Source organism: Candidatus Thiosymbion oneisti (assembly GCF_900092655.1).
Lineage (GTDB): Bacteria > Pseudomonadota > Gammaproteobacteria > Chromatiales > Chromatiaceae > Thiosymbion > Thiosymbion oneisti.
In genome coordinates this window covers 1-17,349 of the sequence record NZ_FLUY01000418.1, presented here as the reverse complement: position 1 = coordinate 17,349, position 17,349 = coordinate 1, and the positions used below count along the sequence as shown (strand labels likewise).

18 protein-coding genes and 1 tRNA gene are annotated in these 17,349 nt (G+C 59.3%); 12 read left to right on the top strand and 7 right to left on the bottom strand.

The annotated features are described in order from the left end of the window. The 7 genes from BQ17_RS21415 to BQ17_RS03975 all read left to right on the top strand — a co-directional run. Positions 1–708 (top strand): bacteriophage T4 gp5 trimerization domain-containing protein (locus BQ17_RS21415; protein WP_439645637.1); only part of this gene is annotated, 708 nt, incomplete at its 5' end. Positions 709–712: 4 nt separating this feature from the next. Next, positions 713–1,198 carry a DUF6484 domain-containing protein gene (locus tag BQ17_RS04005; RefSeq protein ID WP_218068070.1) on the top strand — a complete coding sequence of 162 codons (486 nt, stop codon included), beginning with the start codon at positions 713–715 and terminating at the stop codon, positions 1,196–1,198. Positions 1,199–1,222: 24 nt separating this feature from the next. Then, positions 1,223–2,662: a PAAR-like domain-containing protein gene (locus BQ17_RS04000; RefSeq protein WP_089724492.1), complete on the top strand. Its 1,440-nt coding sequence runs from the start codon at positions 1,223–1,225 to the stop codon at positions 2,660–2,662. A 35-nt stretch (positions 2,663–2,697) separates the two neighbouring features. Beyond that, a complete protein-coding gene (locus BQ17_RS03995) occupies positions 2,698–3,870 on the top strand; it encodes a hypothetical protein (protein WP_141699085.1) in 1,173 nt (390 codons plus the stop codon). A gap of 26 nt (positions 3,871–3,896) precedes the next feature. Next, positions 3,897–5,018: a DUF2169 family type VI secretion system accessory protein gene (locus BQ17_RS03990; RefSeq protein ID WP_089724488.1), complete on the top strand. Its 1,122-nt coding sequence runs from the start codon at positions 3,897–3,899 to the stop codon at positions 5,016–5,018. After that, positions 5,015–6,052, top strand: coding sequence for a 3-oxoacyl-ACP synthase (locus BQ17_RS03985; protein WP_089724486.1), 1,038 nt, complete (start codon positions 5,015–5,017; stop codon positions 6,050–6,052). The genes BQ17_RS03990 and BQ17_RS03985 overlap by 4 nt, the downstream gene beginning before the upstream one ends. Positions 6,053–6,300: 248 nt before the next feature. Then, positions 6,301–6,522 carry a hypothetical protein gene (locus tag BQ17_RS03975; protein ID WP_089724484.1) on the top strand — a complete coding sequence of 74 codons (222 nt, stop codon included), beginning with the start codon at positions 6,301–6,303 and terminating at the stop codon, positions 6,520–6,522. 52 nt (positions 6,523–6,574) lie between these two features. Here BQ17_RS03975 and BQ17_RS03970 read toward each other — a convergent pair whose 3' ends face one another. Next, positions 6,575–6,985 carry a hypothetical protein gene (locus tag BQ17_RS03970; protein WP_141699084.1) on the bottom strand — a complete coding sequence of 137 codons (411 nt, stop codon included), beginning with the start codon at positions 6,983–6,985 and terminating at the stop codon, positions 6,575–6,577. 765 nt (positions 6,986–7,750) lie between these two features. Here BQ17_RS03970 and BQ17_RS03965 point away from each other — a divergent pair. From BQ17_RS03965 to BQ17_RS03955, 3 genes are all read left to right on the top strand, one after another. Beyond that, positions 7,751–8,290, top strand: a complete 540-nt coding sequence (locus BQ17_RS03965) for a Uma2 family endonuclease (RefSeq protein ID WP_089724480.1) — start codon at positions 7,751–7,753, stop codon at positions 8,288–8,290. A gap of 110 nt (positions 8,291–8,400) precedes the next feature. Next, positions 8,401–9,681: a TIGR02270 family protein gene (locus BQ17_RS03960; protein ID WP_176722281.1), complete on the top strand. Its 1,281-nt coding sequence runs from the start codon at positions 8,401–8,403 to the stop codon at positions 9,679–9,681. Positions 9,682–9,959: 278 nt separating this feature from the next. Then, positions 9,960–10,358: a hypothetical protein gene (locus BQ17_RS03955; protein WP_176722280.1), complete on the top strand. Its 399-nt coding sequence runs from the start codon at positions 9,960–9,962 to the stop codon at positions 10,356–10,358. A gap of 733 nt (positions 10,359–11,091) precedes the next feature. Here the strand turns inward: BQ17_RS03955 and BQ17_RS03950 are convergent. The 4 genes from BQ17_RS03950 to BQ17_RS03935 form a co-directional block, all read right to left on the bottom strand. Then, complete coding sequence (locus tag BQ17_RS03950; protein ID WP_089724474.1) at positions 11,092–11,631, bottom strand: putative 2OG-Fe(II) oxygenase; 540 nt, start codon at positions 11,629–11,631, stop codon at positions 11,092–11,094. 150 nt (positions 11,632–11,781) lie between these two features. Continuing rightward, complete coding sequence (locus tag BQ17_RS03945; RefSeq protein WP_089724472.1) at positions 11,782–12,345, bottom strand: cysteine hydrolase family protein; 564 nt, start codon at positions 12,343–12,345, stop codon at positions 11,782–11,784. 245 nt (positions 12,346–12,590) lie between these two features. Then, positions 12,591–13,103: a CreA family protein gene (locus BQ17_RS03940; RefSeq protein WP_089724470.1), complete on the bottom strand. Its 513-nt coding sequence runs from the start codon at positions 13,101–13,103 to the stop codon at positions 12,591–12,593. A 33-nt stretch (positions 13,104–13,136) separates the two neighbouring features. Beyond that, entirely contained in the window at positions 13,137–14,336 is a 1,200-nt protein-coding gene (locus BQ17_RS03935) for an FAD-dependent oxidoreductase (protein ID WP_089724468.1), read from the bottom strand. Between the two features lie 299 nt (positions 14,337–14,635). Here BQ17_RS03935 and arfB point away from each other — a divergent pair, with 299 nt between their 5' ends. Then, positions 14,636–15,058 (top strand): alternative ribosome rescue aminoacyl-tRNA hydrolase ArfB, encoded by a 423-nt coding sequence (gene arfB / locus BQ17_RS03930; RefSeq protein WP_089724466.1) that lies wholly within the window; start codon positions 14,636–14,638, stop codon positions 15,056–15,058. A 284-nt stretch (positions 15,059–15,342) separates the two neighbouring features. Here arfB and BQ17_RS03925 read toward each other — a convergent pair whose 3' ends face one another. Continuing rightward, complete coding sequence (locus BQ17_RS03925; protein WP_089724464.1) at positions 15,343–15,828, bottom strand: rhodanese-like domain-containing protein; 486 nt, start codon at positions 15,826–15,828, stop codon at positions 15,343–15,345. A 153-nt stretch (positions 15,829–15,981) separates the two neighbouring features. Between BQ17_RS03925 and BQ17_RS03920 the strand changes: the two genes are divergently transcribed. Next, positions 15,982–16,974, top strand: coding sequence for a 5'-nucleotidase (locus BQ17_RS03920; RefSeq protein WP_089724462.1), 993 nt, complete (start codon positions 15,982–15,984; stop codon positions 16,972–16,974). A 101-nt stretch (positions 16,975–17,075) separates the two neighbouring features. Here BQ17_RS03920 and BQ17_RS03915 read toward each other — a convergent pair. Further along, positions 17,076–17,160 (bottom strand) — tRNA-Leu (locus BQ17_RS03915). Positions 17,161–17,349: the final 189 nt, after the last annotated feature.

Here is a 17,349-nt window from a genome sequence, read left to right as displayed (position 1 = left end):
ATCCGTGAGCATGGTCAATTCGACAAAGACAGCACCATCGAGCACGACCTGCGCGAGCATGTGCTGCATGATCGCAGCCGGGATGTCACCAATAACGAGACCATCCAAATCGGGAACGACCGTGCCAAGACCGTCGGCAGCAACGAGACCACGACCATCGGCGTCGACCGGATCGAGCAGGTGGGAAGCAACGAGACCATCTCTATCGGCAGTAACCGCACCGAAACCGTCGGCGCCAACGAGATGATCAATGTCGCCCAGACCCGTACCCGCACCGTCGGCGTCAACGAAACGGTCAATGTGGGCGGTCAACAGGCCGTGACTGTCGGCAGGAACCAGAGTGTCGCTGTCGGCAATAGTCTGAGCGAGCAGATCGGCAAGAGCCGGGATGTCACGATTGGCACCACCCTCAGCGAGAATGTCGGAACCGATTGGTCGGAGACCGTCGGCAAGAATCATTCGTTGAGCGTAGGAGAGAACCGCAGCGGCTCGATCGGCAAGGACGACTCCCTGAAGGTGGGGAAGAACCTGGTGATCGATGCTGGAGACTCGGTCACCATCAAGACGGGCAAGGCCAGCATCTCCATGAAGAAGGATGGCACCATCACCATCCAGGGCAAGGACATCACCGTCAAGGGCTCCGGCGGCATTAACGTGAAAGCGAGTAAGAACGTCGTCATCAAGGGTAAGAAGGTCCTGGAGAACTGAACCCATGGCAACCAACCGCAACCAAGATCAAGCGCAGACCACCGGGGCGGAATTCAGCGAGACCACCGAGCGCTACAACGGCGTTGTCATCGGCCTCCTGCTCGGATTCCACGAGGACGGGGCGCCACTTGTCGCCTTCCCCGGCAATCCGCAGGAGACGGCCCTCAAGGCCCGCGCTACGACCAGACTTGAGGGCACGGACGTGGGCCGCGAAGTCGCCCTCTTATTCGAAGGCGGCGACCCACGCCTGCCCTTGGTCATCGGGGTGATCCGGCATCCGCAGCGCCAAACCGATACCCAGACCCCATTCACTGCCGACCTGGACGGCGAGCGTCTAGTCCTCTCCGCCCGGCAAGAGATCGTCCTCAAATGCGGCAAATCCAGCATTACCCTCACCCGCGCGGGCAAGATCCTGATCCGGGGCGCCTATCTGCTGAGCCGTTCCTCCGGCGTCAATCGGATCAAGGGTGGGTCGGTGCAGACTGGTTGAGTTTCTGATGTATGAGGCAAGCTGATGGCCAATAATGTTTTTGCCAATGGGCGGGAGATCGCCTGCAAAGCGGCGGAGGGGAAATCCGTCTGCGCCTTTCCCGATGTCTGCATGACGCCGCCGGAGACCCCGGCGACGCCGGCCGGCGTGCCGGTGCCTTATCCGAATACCGGCTATGCCAAGGACACGACTAAGGGGAGCAAGACCGTCAAGATCTCCGGCAAACCAGTGATGCTCAGAGATCAATCGTACTTCAAGACATCGACCGGGAACGAGGCGGGATCCGCGGCGAAGAAGGGCGTCGTCTCCGGGGTAAACCGAGGCAAGGTCTATTTTGTCTCCTGGTCGATGAATGTGAAGATCGAGGGCAAGAATGTGGTTCGGCATCTGGATTTGACCACCCATAACCATGGATCGGTGCCGGGAAATACCGGGACGTGGAAATATATCGATACCAGCACCGAGAAGCGCAAATGCAAACGCGATAAAAAAAGAATCGACAACAAATGTAAGCCGACCAAGAAAGAAGGAAAACGAAAACGAGCAAAGAAGGTCCCGAATAAGGAACCTGGAGCCTGGAAGGACAGCTACTGCAAAGGCCTAACGTTGTCGCCGTCGTCAAAGAAGACTCCAGCCGAGATCGAGCAGGAACTCAACGAGCTCTTTGATGTTGAGAAACAGCTGAAAGAGGCCCTACAGGACACCAAGGAAGCAGTACTCAATGAACTCGATGAGAAGTTGGGAGGTTCATTTTGGAAAAAGCTCTCAAGGAAGATACCATACATCGGTCCTATTCTGAAGGTCTCCGACATTGTATCGGTAGTAGACAAGCTCCCAGACGTGCCGGAATTCCTTGCTGAGCTGGAAAAAGATATCGAAAACCTGAAACAGCTGCCCAAGGAAATCGAACGGATAAAGGAACGAGTAAAGGAAGAAGGATATACGCTGGAATTGCTTGCCGATGCGCAGGCGAAGGTTGCCAGATTCAACCCCTGCCTACGGGCCCGCAAATGTATGCTGGTGCCTCGCACGAAGAGCAAGCAATCGAAAAAATGGGGGGACAAAAATAGTGGTTGTTGTTTGGGCCAGACGCCGCATCACCTGATTGCAGATTCCTGGTTCAAGGAAGCTAAGGATTGCCCTGGCTACGATGCAGGCGAGGCGCCTTGCGTCTGTGTCGAGGGTACCCACCACAGCCGAGGTGGGACGCATCAAGAGTTCCATGACTTTATCGAGGGACAAACGGACAAAATCAAAGGTAAAGAGATAAGCTATAGAAAGGCGAAGGAAATTGCCCTGGATTCCCATAATAATGTCTTCGGACATTGCGATCGGGACTGCATTGAAGCCCAATTGGATAACTATTATAAGAAGGCATGTGGAGACGAGAACTTCAAAGTTCGGGCAGTGGGTACGAAGGGTGGAAGACCAAAGGGTTCTAAGGGCGATGATAGACTTCGTTAAAGAGAGGTCTCTTTAAAACCATATGGGAGAAATCCATGAGAATTGGTATTTATGAGGAAATGCGTGAGCGCCTGCGGGGGTTCTCGATTGTCGATTGTTCGATCCGCAGCCGAGACTGTATCTACATTCTGTTTCAGAACCCTCCATATAGGGATGATGAGGATGTCGATATACTCTTTCGTGCCGGTTTCTACTATCCCAAAACGGAACGGATATGGGGATACGACGCATTCCGCAACGTATACAAGGCCAAGTCGTGTGTCCTGCCGCCGCCTAATGGCCCTATCGTCGTGGTGGATTTCGACGGTCAAGTGATATCCCAAACGGGGGATACCAACTCAGGGAGTGGTTTTGATTTCGAAGAGCCGATCCCCCTTATCCCCAATGTATCCGTGCTGCGGGTGCGGGAGATCGCGGGACAGGCCTACATAGCAGGTACCCTGCGTACCGTCTTTCGCCGTGAGGGCCCCGGCGACTGGACCTGTCTCTCCGGCAACGACCTGGCGGTCCGGGACGAAGAAGACCGGCAGGGCTGGGATTTCGGTTTTGAGGACATCGATGGGTTTGCCGCTGACGATCTCTATGCCTGTGGCGGGAAAGGCGATCTGTGTCACTATGACGGCCGGCATTGGGAGGTGATCGACTGTCCCACCAACCAGTATCTTGCGGCCATCTGCTGCGCCGGGAACGGCAAGGTCTATGTCGGCGGGAAAGATGGGATGCTGATCGAGGGACGTGGCGACTTGTGGCAAGTGGTCGGCGAGGATACCGAAGGATTCAGTGTCCCGGGGGGCCGCGAATACGCCGGCATGGGGGCCCGGATCAGATGCATGGCTTGGTATAGGGACCGACTCTATATGGCTACGAACCAAGGGGTGTGGGAATACTTCGAGGGTCGGGTCCGACGCACCCCTGGATTGGCGGGACTAGTGCCGAATCCCGGCGAGGAAGGACCGGAGCCGAAGATCAACGAACGGGTTCAAAAACTACTGCGCGCGGGTGGTGCCAGCGAGGAGGCCATCGATCTGGTTTCCATGCCGGTGTCTATAGAAGGAGAAGGCATCCTAGCTCCGGCGGCACTGCATTCCTTGAGTACTGATGGAGAATTGTTATTGCTTGGCGGCGGTGACAAGGTCGCGGTATTCGACGGTGTGAAGTGGAAGATCCTTTATGCACCCTATGGGATCGATTCGGGCGGATCACTCTGAAATTCGATCACCGCCTCTAACACCCCATGGATCTAATCAACGCCACCGGCATGCAGGCGGGCTATGCCCTCGGCGTAGAGCCGAGTGGCCGTGAACATCTGGTGGTCGCCGTCAAGGGCACCTTCACCATTCCTGCTGCCGGTCAGGAACCGGAGCCGGCGGAAGCACAGCTCCCGCTGGTGGAAGCGGATACCTTCACCGGCGAGCCGGGGCTTTCGGCCCCTGTCTATGAGTCCGACTATCCCCTGCGCAAGCCCCGCTGCGATGTCCTGCTGCTCGGCAGTGCCTATGCCCCGGAGGGCAGGCCCACCGAGCGGGTTCAGGTGGGGTTCAAGCTCGGTCCCATCAGCAAGACCTTCCGGGTCGTCGGCGACCGGCTCTGGCAGGTGGGCATCGGCATCCGGCCAGGCAGTTATATTCGACAATTCGAGCGAATGCCCATCAGCTACGACCGGGCCTTCGGCGGCATCGACAACTTTCACCCGGACTCCAGCAGACACGCCGCCTACCTGCCCAATCCCATCGGGCGCGGCTATCACGCCGAGCTCAAGCGAGGACTGGTGGACGGCACTCCGATGCCGAACACCGAAGCGATTAAAACACCGGTCAAAAAGCCGGACGGCAATTACCGACCCATGGCGTTCGGACCCCTCGGCCGCGGCTGGCCGCCGCGCCTGCAACTCGCCGGCACCTATGACCAGGATTGGCTCGACAAGGTCGCTCCGTTCTTACCGGCAGATTTCCGGGACGACTACTATCAAGCCGCGCCTGCCGACCAACAGCTACCCTATCCTACCGGGGGCGAGGAGGTGTTTCTGCTGAACCTGACGCCTGAAGGTCGCACCGGCTTTCGCCTGCCACAAGTAGACATGCCCATCGTCTTCTTCCCCAAGCAGGGGGAACGGACGGAAACCAGGGGCGTGATCGACACCATCGTGCTGGAGCCCGATGAGGGGCGCTTCACCCTCACCTGGCGTGCCAGTATTTCATTGCGGAAGAACCTCTTCGAGATCGTTCAGGTGTTGGCCGGACAGATGCCCCGCGGCTGGTGGCGGGCACGGGCGCTGGGCAAGGACTACTATCGCACCCTGGGTGAATTGGTCCGCGAACGGCGGCGCCAGGCCCAGGCAGAAGAGGTGGAGGCATGACCGGACAACCCCTTGCCGTCGTCGGCACCGGTCTGGTCACCGGCGTGGGCCTGTACGCACCGGCCGCCTGTGCCGCCATTCGTTGCGCCATCGACGGCTTTCAGGAGACGCGCTTCAGGGACGCCGGCGGTGACTGGATCATCGGCTGCGAGGTGCCGCTGGAGCAGCCGTGGCGGGGTACGACCAAGCTAGTCAAGATGCTTGCCATGGCAGTGCAGGAATGCGCGGCGACAGTTCCCCAGCTCGAGCTGGAAGCGGTACCCATCCTGCTGTGCTTCGCGGAGGCGGACCGGCCAGGCCGATTGGACCAACTGACGGACCAGGTAGCGCACCAGGTCAGCACGGAGCTCGGCATCCGGTTTCATGAAAAATCCCTGGTCATCGAGTACGGCCGGGTCGGCACGGTGGTCGCCCTGCGCCAGGCGCGGCGGCTGATCTACGAAGCGCGCATCCCACGAGTCTTAGTCGCGGGCGTCGACAGCCTTCTTATAGGATCGACGCTCCAGGCCTGCGAGAAACGGGGGTTGCTGCTGACCAGCCAGAATTCGGACGGCTTTATCCCCGGCGAGGCGGCGTCTGCCCTCTTGCTTCAAGCCCCCCGACCCGCAGGCGCCCCCCAGTTAATCTGCCGGGGACTCGGGTTCGGGGTCGAACCGGCCACCGAGGACTCGGAGGAACCACTGCGGGCGGATGGCCTGGTCAAGGCGATTCGGGACGCCCTCGCGGACGCAGGGTGCGAGCCGAGCGATCTGGATTTTCGCATCACCGATATTTCCGGCAGCCAATACCGATTCAGGGAAGCGACACTGGCCCTGTCGCGCATCTTGCGCACGCCCAAAGAGGAATTCGCGCTCTGGCACCCGGCGGATTGTATCGGTGAGGTGGGGGCCGCCATCGGGGGCGTCATGATCGCGGTGATCGACGCGGCCTGCCGCAAGGGATACAGCAAAGGACACCGGATCCTGTTCCATCTGGGCAATGATGACGGGAAACGGACCGCGATGGTGTTCGGCTTTTCTGGTACGGGAACCTGATGTCGCGGAATGCACTTCGAACTCCTCAGCAATATCCAAAGGACCGAGACTTTTGCTACAGGGTCCGGTATACGAGAATTGCAACGGCTGCGTAGGACATATGGCCCTGGCCGGTGGAGAAAACGCAAAGGCATTGCTGAAATCCGACTACCCGATGGAACCATCCGTGTTGCTGAATTGCACTGGTATGAGGCGTCGGGAATCGGCAAGAAAGATTTCAAAATCAAACGCTATCTGGACTAAACACTATGGCCGACCATCTATTCGCGATCTGCATCCGAAACGATAACTACCAAGTCTCCCTGGAAAAGCGGAAGCTCTACGAAGTGCTACAGGATTCGGATGCAGAGATACATGACCAAATCCGCATAATCGACGAATCCGGGGAAGATTACATCTATCCGCGGGATTACTTTGTGGTTGTCGACCTGCCGGATGCAGTCGAGCTGAAGGTGCTTGATGCCGCGTGATGATTCATCTCTGCGGGTATGCCTTCAGCTGCTGACCTGTTGGTGAATCAGGCTATCGGGTATGTGTCGAGCCTTTCAGCTTTAACAGCGGCAGATTCGGAGATTCCGGTCGCGGACCGAGCCTATTGCGGGCACAGTCCACAATCAGGTCCAGCTCATCGAGCACGAGTTGACCGATCAGTGGCTCGCACAAGGGCGGTCCGATCACACAGTCCGTCACCATGGAGCGGCCCAGCAGAGAAATCTCCAGACCTCGAGCTGTCGGTAACTCCTCACGGTGGTCGTTCGCATAGGTCACAATGACGCGTCCGCCCCGGCTGAGACCGAACTTCCCAACCTCGTCCTCCGGCAGTAGTACCATCAACGCGCCGGTGTCGACCAGACAGTCGAGGTGGGTGGTGGGAACATCCTCGATACGACCTGAACCACGTTCTGCCAGCGCCACATCGACAAAATTCCTCATCGTTACCCTTACTCTGACCTCACCCATCGCCTGGCACCTTTGTGCGCGTTTAACGGAAACATCAAATAGCCAAAGGCTTTGCCTTGGTCGCGTTCAAGTATACCCGCCACACATGAATGGTTCGGTGTATTACATGTCGGCCGTGTTGTGCTGCAAGGCGGCAACGTCCTGCTGCACCTTCCGGACCGGGGTGGTCCACCGGAAGTTTTAACGTGCGGCGGTGACATGACCCTGACAGCTACCGGAACCCGCGGTCTCTGACGTAACCGAGGTGCCGGCCTGTGCACAAACCCGTTGCCGCTTTGGATGCAGCGCCGCACCGAGCAGAAAAGGATGATACTTTTTCCCCCGAAACCACAAGTCGTAGGGTCCGCTGTGCGGACCAAAGCTGTGGATCGAAGACGGCGCTACGATTCCGCGGATCACTCAACATCCGTAGCTTACGCAGACGTTCACAGATGAAAAACGAAACAATCTGTGGAACTCTGTGTAATCTGCGGATTCAAAACACGAGTTCCGGTGGGCACAGCCCACCCTACAAGGCCATGTTTTCGGGGAGGTCTACAGGATGCGCTCGCTCCGAACCCGCTTTTGTAGCCTGCCAAGCTCACATCTACACTGGCAGCAGTGTCAATTGGCCCGGTGTCCAATATCGGGTAGTGGTTAATATCTAAGTTGGAACATGACCAACAGCACTGGCCGCTATGCTCCCTCTCCCGCCGGGAGAGGGGCTTTGAGGCTTAACTTAATGGCATTGGGTTACAGATGATCGCTGTCGAGTCCCTGTCGCGCATGTCGGTCGATGATTATCTGGCCTTCGAGCAGACAAGTAAGCTCCGTCATGAGCTGATCGATGGGTGCTTGTATGCCATAACCGGCGCCAGTGATCGGCATGAGGAGATCGCGGCCAATCTGCTGGCAATCTTACATGGTCATCTGAAAGGTAGTGGTTGCCGGGTCTACGGGAGCAATCTGAAGATCCGGGTCGGAGACGACTTTTTGTACCCGGATCTGTTCGTACGCTGTGCAACTGAGCGGGGAGATCCCTTTTTCAAGACCGATCCGACGCTGGTTATCGCGGTCCTATCGTCCAGCACCCAGGAGTATGATCGAGGCGATAAACGACTCGCCTATCAAAGCCTCGCGGCTTTGCAGGAGTATGTGCTGGTTGCTCAGGATATCCCTTCCGTCGAGGTCTATCGTCGCACAGCCGGGTGGGAGCACGAGACCTACCAGAGGCTGAGCGGATCGCTCTCGTTCCAATCCGTTGCATTAGATATCGCGCTGTCGGAGATCTACACCTGATTCTATTTTGCCGCATTACATGTTAACCTACTGACTATCAAGGAATATTCGGAAACAAGGGAGCTATAAAATCAACCAGTCAGGATAAAATGCGGCAAAGTAGAATAAGCATGTCCATCATCGCACCGATTGTCTCCCAGCACGCCGAAGAAGCGGCCTTTCTCTGGCTGTTGCGGGATGTCGCCGTCTCCGCGCCCCACTATTCCCTGGCCGATCTGGCGGAGCTCGACAGCCGCGTCGAGGCCCACATCGAGGGTCTGCGGGTTGCCGGAGACGCGGGCTGGTCCTGTTGTGTCGAGGGGCTGCAACAGGAAGAAAGCGGTGAGGTATTCGCCGCGGCGGTGATCGCCCTGGAAGGGGAGGACCCGCGGCGTATCGAGCAGGTCTGTGCCGCCGTGGAGGCCACTCCAGAGACCGCGCGCGGTTTCATTTCCGCCCTCGGCTGGACCGCACCGGACAAGCTGGGCGGTAAGGTCGCGGGGCTGTTGGAATCAGATTCTCCGTTGTGGCGACGCATCGGTATCGCCGCCTGCGCGGTCCATCGGGTCGATTGCGGGAAACACCTGTCCCAGGCGCTCGATGACCCGGACCCGACACTGCGGGCACGTGCCCTGCGCGCCGCGGGGGAGACGGCCAGACGGGATCTGCTGCCCGACCTGCGCGGGCAGATGCGTTCGGAGGACCCGACCTGCGGATTCTGGGCTGCCTGGTCGGCGGTGCTGCTCGGCGACCGTGGAGAGGGTGTGTCGGCGTTGCAATCCATCGCCGTGTCGGACCCGCCGCTCGGCCCACGCGCGCTCCAGGTGGTGCCGCGCGTCCTTCCCCCGGCCAACGCCGGCGATTGGCTGAAGGTGTTGGCGCAATACCCCGAGCGCCGGAGAGAACTCGTCATTGGCTGTGGGGTCAGCGGCGATCCCGTCTATATCCCCTGGCTCATTACCCGGATGGAGGAGGCACCGGACCTGGCGCGCGTCGCCGGCGAGGCCCTGAGCCTGATCACGGGCCTGGATATCGCCGACGAGGACTTGGAACAGGATGCGCCTGAGGGTTTCGAGGCCGGTCCGACCGAGCACCCGGAGGACGAGGATGTAGCCCTGGACCCGGATGAGGACCTGCCGTGGCCGAATCCGGGGCCGATCAAGGCCTGGTGGGACACGAACAGCGCGCGCTTCCACGCCGGGACGCGCTATCTTTCGGGCGAACCCATTAGCGAGGCCCAGTGTCAGCGAGTATTGGAGACCGGGAGCCAGCGGCAACGCAGGGCCGCGACGCTGGAGCTTGCCCTGTTACGGCCCGATGCTCCCCTCTTCGAGACCCGTGCCCCCGGTTTCCGCCAGCAACAGGGGCTGGTACAGGAAGCGATGAAGCACCCTGGAGCGCCAGAGGCGTGATCGGCGCCCGCGCGTAGACGAGGCGTGACTGCGCAGCCCCTCGCCACCTCCGGAACCGACCTGGTCACCGGCGTGGGCTCGAGCGCACCGGGCGCCTGTGCCGCTATCCGCTGCGCCATTGATGGCTTTTAGGCGACGGCTTCCAGGCGACGCGCTTCATGGACGCCAGCGGTGAATGGATCATCGGCTGCGAGATACCGCTGGAGCAACCATAGCGGGGTCCGGCCAAGCTCGCCAATGCCGGAAGCAACCGGTTATATGACCGGCCACTGGCGGACGTGTTACCTTACTCGCCCATGTTCGGCAAGATCCTCCTAACCGTCGCGGTGATCCTGGGTGCCTACTATGTCATCCGCGCCCGGATGCAGTACGACCGCAAACCGACCACCGCTCCGCCTCTGCGTCCGCTCACCCAGGTAGTATCGCCGGGAATCCTGAAGGTCATTGCCTACGGGCTGGTGGCCGTCATGGTAGCGGGTAGTCTGCTCTGGCTGTACCTGGACTATCAATCGGGACGGGAGGTCGTGACGGTACGGGTTATCAACGCGAATACCGGCAATGTGACAACCTACCAGGCGCGGCGGGCCCATGTGCAGGACCGTCGCTTCACCACCCTGGACGGCCGTCCCGTGACCCTGGCCGACGTGGATCGCATGGAGCTGAGCGCGGGGCGCTAGGGCCTGTTGACATTTAACTTTAGAAGCTGTTTGGTTAGGGTCAAGGAACGAGACCTAAGAGGCTGTCTAAAAATTAAGATACTGATTTTAGGACATAAAATCTGCAAATTCGCGCTTTGGGAACGCCGTTGTGTCCGCTCCAGCGGATTCAGCTCCTCGGTGCTGACCGGCGTTGGCGGTTAGCCTACCGAGGCGCTTAATCGATGCTGGAGCGTGGGGAGCCAGCCGAAAATGTGTTGGTTTTTAGACAGCCTCTAAGCAAACCAGGCTGGCCTGTAAATGCTGGGTTTCGTTCCTCAACCCAACTTACTCCGGACTCTGGCCTACGGCTCTTTTTTAGACAGCCTCTTAATAGCATCGCGCACGCATTTTGACTCGCGGGATTCGTGGTTTTCAGCGGTTCCCTGCTGAATGTTTTAGCCATTTCCGAATGGGGGCAAATGCCATTAACCTCAAGGATTATGAGGCCGGTTCGTTCGGCTCCTACCTCGTTATTCCGTTAGGGGTTGTTGGAATCCAGCGCCGGGGATGACAAAAACAATGGGGGTTGAACAATGGTAGCCCGTAGATGCGGTTCACTGCCTACCCCCCGTCTACCGTGCCTATCCCATCCCAGGGGAACAGGTAGCGCCGGCATAGGTAGGCATTTCCGGGGTGGGAGGCAGGCGCTCACCGCATCCTACGCGCCTTTGCGGTTCAAAGATTCAAACTGCGGGCCGATTGCCGAAACCGCTTAAAGGGGTCCGAAGTTGAAGGCCAGGGACAAGCGCAGGGCGTCGCTGCGGTTGGTTTCCACCCGATGGCTCAGGCTCGGAGGAAAGAAGAGGAATAGCCCGGCCTCGGGTGTTACGTGGATCGAGAGGCGCCCGTCCCGGAGGATGAGGTCTCCCGAGTGCTCAGGGGCGCTGAGGTAGTAGACCCCTGACAGCAGCTCATCGAGCTCTTCATGGGTGTGCTCAGAGGTGGATTGACCGGGTCCTTGGGCGTTGAACCAGAATCCATAGCGTAAGGGTTGGTCGTCCCAGTCCAGGATCTCTCGCGCCCAACGTTCTGCCTGGCCGAGGATGATCCGCAGCTCAGGGATGCGGTCGCGATCCAGATACAGGTTCTCGAAGCGGCCACCGAAGAAATGGGTACGGCGGGAGAAGTCAGCCTCAGTCAGATCGGTAAAGGTAGCCAGGATCCGCCGGTTGATCCGCTCGGCATCGGCCAGGGAGCCGCCGTGAACCATGGCGGCGGTCCAGAGCCCAGGCCCCTTCTTGGCGGTGGTCATCTTCAACGCGACTATGGCAAAGCCTTTGACGGCGTAGGCACAAACTACGAATCATGCGAATCAATTTATGGGGATACCCAAGGGTTCGTCCATGTTTTCCCGCTGCCGCGCCGCCCCAGTCCTCCAGGAATCTCAGACCGCCTCTTTATTTCATTTCATCTCGGAGAGCAGTTTGTCGGTGCTGACGATTCTTGCTCCGTATATCGTCTTGAGGTAGTCGAGCGCCGCTTGGTTTCTCTCTTGATGGGGTTGTTCGGACAGCGGCGCAAATACGCAGGTCGCGTCTGAAACCACCACGACTTTAAGGCCCCGCACATAGGCGTCGTATGATGTGTGCCTGACACAGCAATCGGTGTGTTGCCCCACAATGACTAATCGATCAATCCCGTAAACCTTGCAAATTGAGTCGAGATCGGTCTCCGTGAACGTCGAATAGTATCGCTTGTTGACGATTTCATCGCCCTCCTGCGGTGCGATCGCATCGATCACCGCCGCACCGTGGGTACCGGCAACCGCATGCTCGCCAAAAACTTCGAATTCGAGATCGCCGGGCTTGTGGGCATCGTTGCCATATATGACCACCCAATCGTCATTTGCACGCGCGGCGTCGATGAGTCTCTTCAGCGGCTCTACGATTTCGTCCGCTGCCGGATTTGCAAGCACGCCATCCTGGAAATCGTTCAGCATGTCAATGATCACTAGTCCCGTTTTCATAGTTTCTCTCCATCTGCGAACCATATCATTGAATGCGATCAACACCAGCACGCCAAAACGCTAACATAAATTTTTGCCGCAAATGAACGCGAATAAACGCAAATGGATCAAGAACCATTGATGATGGCGAACCAACTTCGACCGATTTGCGTTTATTCGCGTTTATTTGCGGCTAAATCTTCCGTTAATGGCTCGAGCCGAGTACTGCTGGTTCAATATTACCGGTAATCGGAGAGCTTCTGTACTTAGGAATCCGGTGCCTGGGCAGATATCTCCATGCCGATGGCTCCCGAATCGGGCCAGGGTTGGACGGGCACCACTGAGATGCTGTTCTTGGGCGAGCCCTCGATGACGCGGTCGCTGTAGGTGAGGTAGATAAGCACATTGCGCCGCGAGTCGAAGAAGCGCACCACCTGCATGGATTTGAAGATGAGGGAGGTCCGTTTCTTGAATACTTCCTCGCCGTCGGCCTTGCCGGTGCGGACCTCGTCGGTCAGCCTTATGGGGCCGATCTGGCGGCAGGCGATGGAGGCGTCGGAGGTGTCCTCCGCGACCCCGATGGCACCCTTGATACCGCCGGTCTTGGCCCGGCTCAGATAGCAGGCGACGCCGGGGACGCCCTGGTCCTCGAAGACCTCCACCGCGATCTTGTCATTGGGTCCAAGCCATTTGAACTTGGTGCTGACGGTTCCGATCTCCTCCGCTGTCGCGGTGGCGAAAAGGCCGCATAGGACTATGACGAACAGGGTGTTACGCACGGCTATTTGCTCCGATTGGGATTGGATTTTGGATCAACCTGGAAACAGGCGCTCACACTCCTGGTGACTCCGGGTCAAGCAGTCCTCGATAGACACACCGAAAAACCAGTTGCCGGTCACGGCCAAACGGCCGTCGGCCAGTAGGGCATCCACCTTCCGCACCAGATCCGGGTGGCCGGCACGCAGTGCCGGCAGCCGGTTCGAGACCCGGCACAGCCCGGCAATCCGTTCCGGGGCGACCCCGAGCACCCGGCAGATGCAATCCATCTGGGCGTCCGCATCCAGCACCCGGGGCCGAAAGTGGAAAGCGAAGCCACGGTAACGCCGGTCGGGCAGATAGTCACGGGAGACCATGGAGTAGAAGGCATCGTCGACAGCGATCAGGCCCGCCAAGGCCGGCAGGTGCTTAAGCGCCGCGGCGGGTACGCAGACCACCAGCGTCTCGATCGCCGCGATACCGATACCGCCGACCAGATCCCGCAGCTCCTCCAGCTCCTCCGGTAGCAGGACCGCGGCAGCATCCGGCGGTACCGCCAAGCTCAAGTAGCGGCTCTTGAACAGGTCCCCCGCCGCCGTCAGGACTTGGTAGCCGTCGCCTTCGCGCACTACCCTGGATGCCCGCTGCCCGGTGCGGACCTCCAGTGCCTCCCGGCAGGCGATGGCCTGCGGAACGTCCGACAGCCCGCCGGGGAAAGTGAAGCTGCGCATGATCTCCTTCCGTCTGGGCTTACGGCGGAACAGCAGGTCGGCGGGAAAGTCGTCCACCTCCTGGCAGACGACGGCCCGGAAGGCGGGCCCGAACAGATCCCGATAGTTGCGGCGGCCGAGCCCTGCGCCGAAAAACTCGGCAACACCCTTGCCTGCCTTGGTACCTGTGAACAGCCGAGGAAGCGAGCGGATCAGGTCCCAGGGGTGCAGCGAGGAGACGATGGACCTGCGCTCATTGTCGTGCCAAAGCTGGTAGCTCAGCTTCCTTTTGGCCGTCAGGCGCTCTAAGAGTTCCAGATCTCTCAGGGTGTCGAGCAAATGGCCATAACTGTTGAAGCAGGTGTGACTGCCGGCCTCAATCCAAAAGTCACCGCAACCGGGGAAGGTCCGGCTGTTCATACAGCCGCCCACCCGGTCCTCCCCTTCCAGAACCAGGGTCGAGACCCCGCGCTTCACCGCTCGGTGGGCCATGCCAAGCCCGCTGATACCGGCACCGATGACGATGTGTTCGAAATCCTGATGCATGACTTGAGATGCCCCCCGCTCAGTCCTTGTGCGCCTCGCCGCGGACGGAGACGGGTATTGTGCTCAGTGTTCCTATTAATTAAGGTGGGTATCGAGACGCGCGCCTGCCCTGGTGTGCCGGAAATCTCGAAAAGGTTGATTATTGTGCGGCCCGTTTCCTTCCAAGTCTACCTGAGGGTTGTCGCAATCGGCTCGACGAACCGGTCTCCATGATTTCGCATCATGGCCTTGGGGTCGGTAGTAAGCTTATAGGCTCGGAAGGCCTGTTGCTCACTCATCGTTCGATAGACACCCCTGGAATGATCCCCATCACCCCAAGCATTTGTCTCGACGATTCGGAGCTTGAGGAACGCTTCATCCGTTCCCCTGGTCCCGGTGGTCAGAAGGTCAACAAGGTCGCAACCGCGGTCCAGTTGCGGTTCGACGTCGGGTGTTCTCCGTCCGTGCCGGTACCCGTCAAGCGGCGACTGATTCGCCTCGCCGGCCGACGGGTGAGCAACGCGGGTATTCTCACGCTCGAGGCCCACCGTTTTCGCAACCGTGAACGCAACCGGGAGGACGCCTTAGAGCGTCTGATCGAGCTGATACGCAAGGCCAGTCACCAATCAAAACCGCGTAAGAGAACCAAACCGACGCGGATGTCGAATGAACGTAGGCTGGAGCTCAAACGCCGACGTGCCCAAACCAAACACCGGCGGGGAGCCCCACGATGGGACGATTGATATACCTGTCCCCCATGGATTTCCGGCTACGGATGAAAAGAAAACGACGAATCACCCCCATCCTGTTCAGGAAGCTTTATACGCGCTTGCTCTGGCCTGCGGCAGAGGGGCGAAGCTCGTAGGTTGGGCAAAGCCGGTAGGATGTGGTGAGCGCCTGCCTACCGCCCCAGGAACGCCTGCCTGTGCCGGTACGGCAGACAGGGGGCAGGTAGGCAGCAAACCGCATCTTTGGGCGGCGGCGTGCCCAACAAATCATTTAAATATTAACCACCACTCAGGAAGCTTTATACCCGCTTGCCTTGGTCTGCAGCAGGTCTCATCTGATCGGGCCGGACCCGCGGTGCAAAATACAGGTCCGCGTCGTCGAGATCGACAGGCCGGCCCTGTGCATCCTCCAGAGGCTGCTCATAGTCCTTCCAGCCCCGCAGCCCGGTTTGGAGCGAGACCACGTCCTTGTATCCCAGCAGCTGCATGGAATGGGCAGCGAGAACGCTCCGGTACCCGGAGCGGCAAACCACTACGATTTCAAGCTCCCGTGCCTGTACCAACTCCGGTACCGTCTCCTCGTACTCCCACTCGCAGGCGGATTCCAGTATGCCGCGGGGGACATTGAGGGAACCGGAGATATGCATGGCGTCGAACTCATAGGGCTCACGCACATCCAGGATCAGCAGATCCGGGTTTTCCTGCAGGCGCTCCTCCAGGTCCCAGGGCATAATCTCCCGGACATCGGTAAGGCACCCCTGGATCAGCTCGATGAAGTTTTTCATAGCGGTCGTCTATTTTACCTCCGTTGAACCGATTGAAACATGAAGCTAAGCGTCAGGCACGCCGCCGTCCACAGATGACAGCTCCCGGCGGTCGAAATGACAGGGACCGGTTCACCATAAAACTTCGATGAAACGAGGTACCAGGGTCCTGGTATGAGTAGCTCAGGTGATGAATCGACCGATCGCAATCCCGGTCCGATACGGCTGGTGGTGGCCATCTCGTCCCGGGCGCTGTTCGATCTCGGGGCATCCCACCGGGTGTTCGAGACCGAGGGCGTGGAGGCCTACTGCCGGTACCAGATCGAGCACGAGGAGGACGTGCTGGAGCCAGGGGTTGCCTTTCCTATGGCGAAGAAGCTCCTGGCGCTCAACGAGCGCCTCGGCGAGCGCGGTCAGGTGGAGCTGATCCTGCTTTCCCGCAACAGCTCGGATACCGGCCTGCGGGTCTTCAACTCCATCCGCCATTACGGGCTCGACATCACCCGCGCCGCCTTCACCGGGGGGTGTAGCCCCTACAGCTATGTCTCCGCCTTCGGGACCCATCTGTTTCTCTCCGCCGACCCGAACGACGTGCGCATGGCCCTGGATGCCGGTTGTGCCGCAGCCACCATCCTGCCGCTCGGACGCTTCTCGGGGGATGCGGAAGCGCAGCAGCTACGCATTGCCTTCGACGGGGATGCGGTGCTCTTTTCGGACGAGGCGGAGCAGGTCTACCGTCGGCACGGGTTGGAGGTCTTCAACGCCAGCGAGCGCGCCGCCGCCCACAAGCCGCTCCGGGAGGGGCCCTTCAAGGATTTTCTGGCTGCCCTGCATGAGATCCAGAGTCTGTTCCCGGCGGACGATTCCCCCCTGCGCACGGCGCTGATTACCGCTCGCGGGGCGCCCTCCCACGAGCGGATCATCCGGACGCTGCGGGCCTGGGGGATCCGGATCGATGAGTCTCTGTTTCTCGGCGGTCTCGACAAGGGACTCTTTCTCAAGGCGTTCAACGCCGATTTCTTCTTCGACGATCAACGCGCCCATTGCGATGCCGCCGGCGCCCTGGTGGCGACGGGCCATGTGCCCCACGGCGTCGCCAATGAGTCTCGAGGCGGTGGTGACGACACACCTGCTTGCATAGATGAAAAACAAAATGGTGGTGCTTAATATGGAGTGATCCTGTAATTACCCCAGCGCAGCAGGAAAAGGCTCAGCGGGAAGTTCATTACCACCTGTTAGGCACTACCCGATTTTTTTAGTAACCAACTTGGTGCCCGGGGCGGGACTCGAACCCGCATGACCGAAGTCGAGGGATTTTAAGTCCCTTGCGTCTACCAATTTCGCCACCCGGGCGAGTGTGTCAGCGCCGAAAGCTCTGGGCGACTAGCCAGGCCACATCTACTTTGGTCACATTGCAGGGTAACTTATTGATTTATAAGGATCTGCAAAAATAACGAAACTCGGAAAACTCAACCACTACCAGCTGAAGCTGGTAGGTTGGGCCACTAAAGTGGCCCTCGGCGGACTCAACCGCCGACTGAA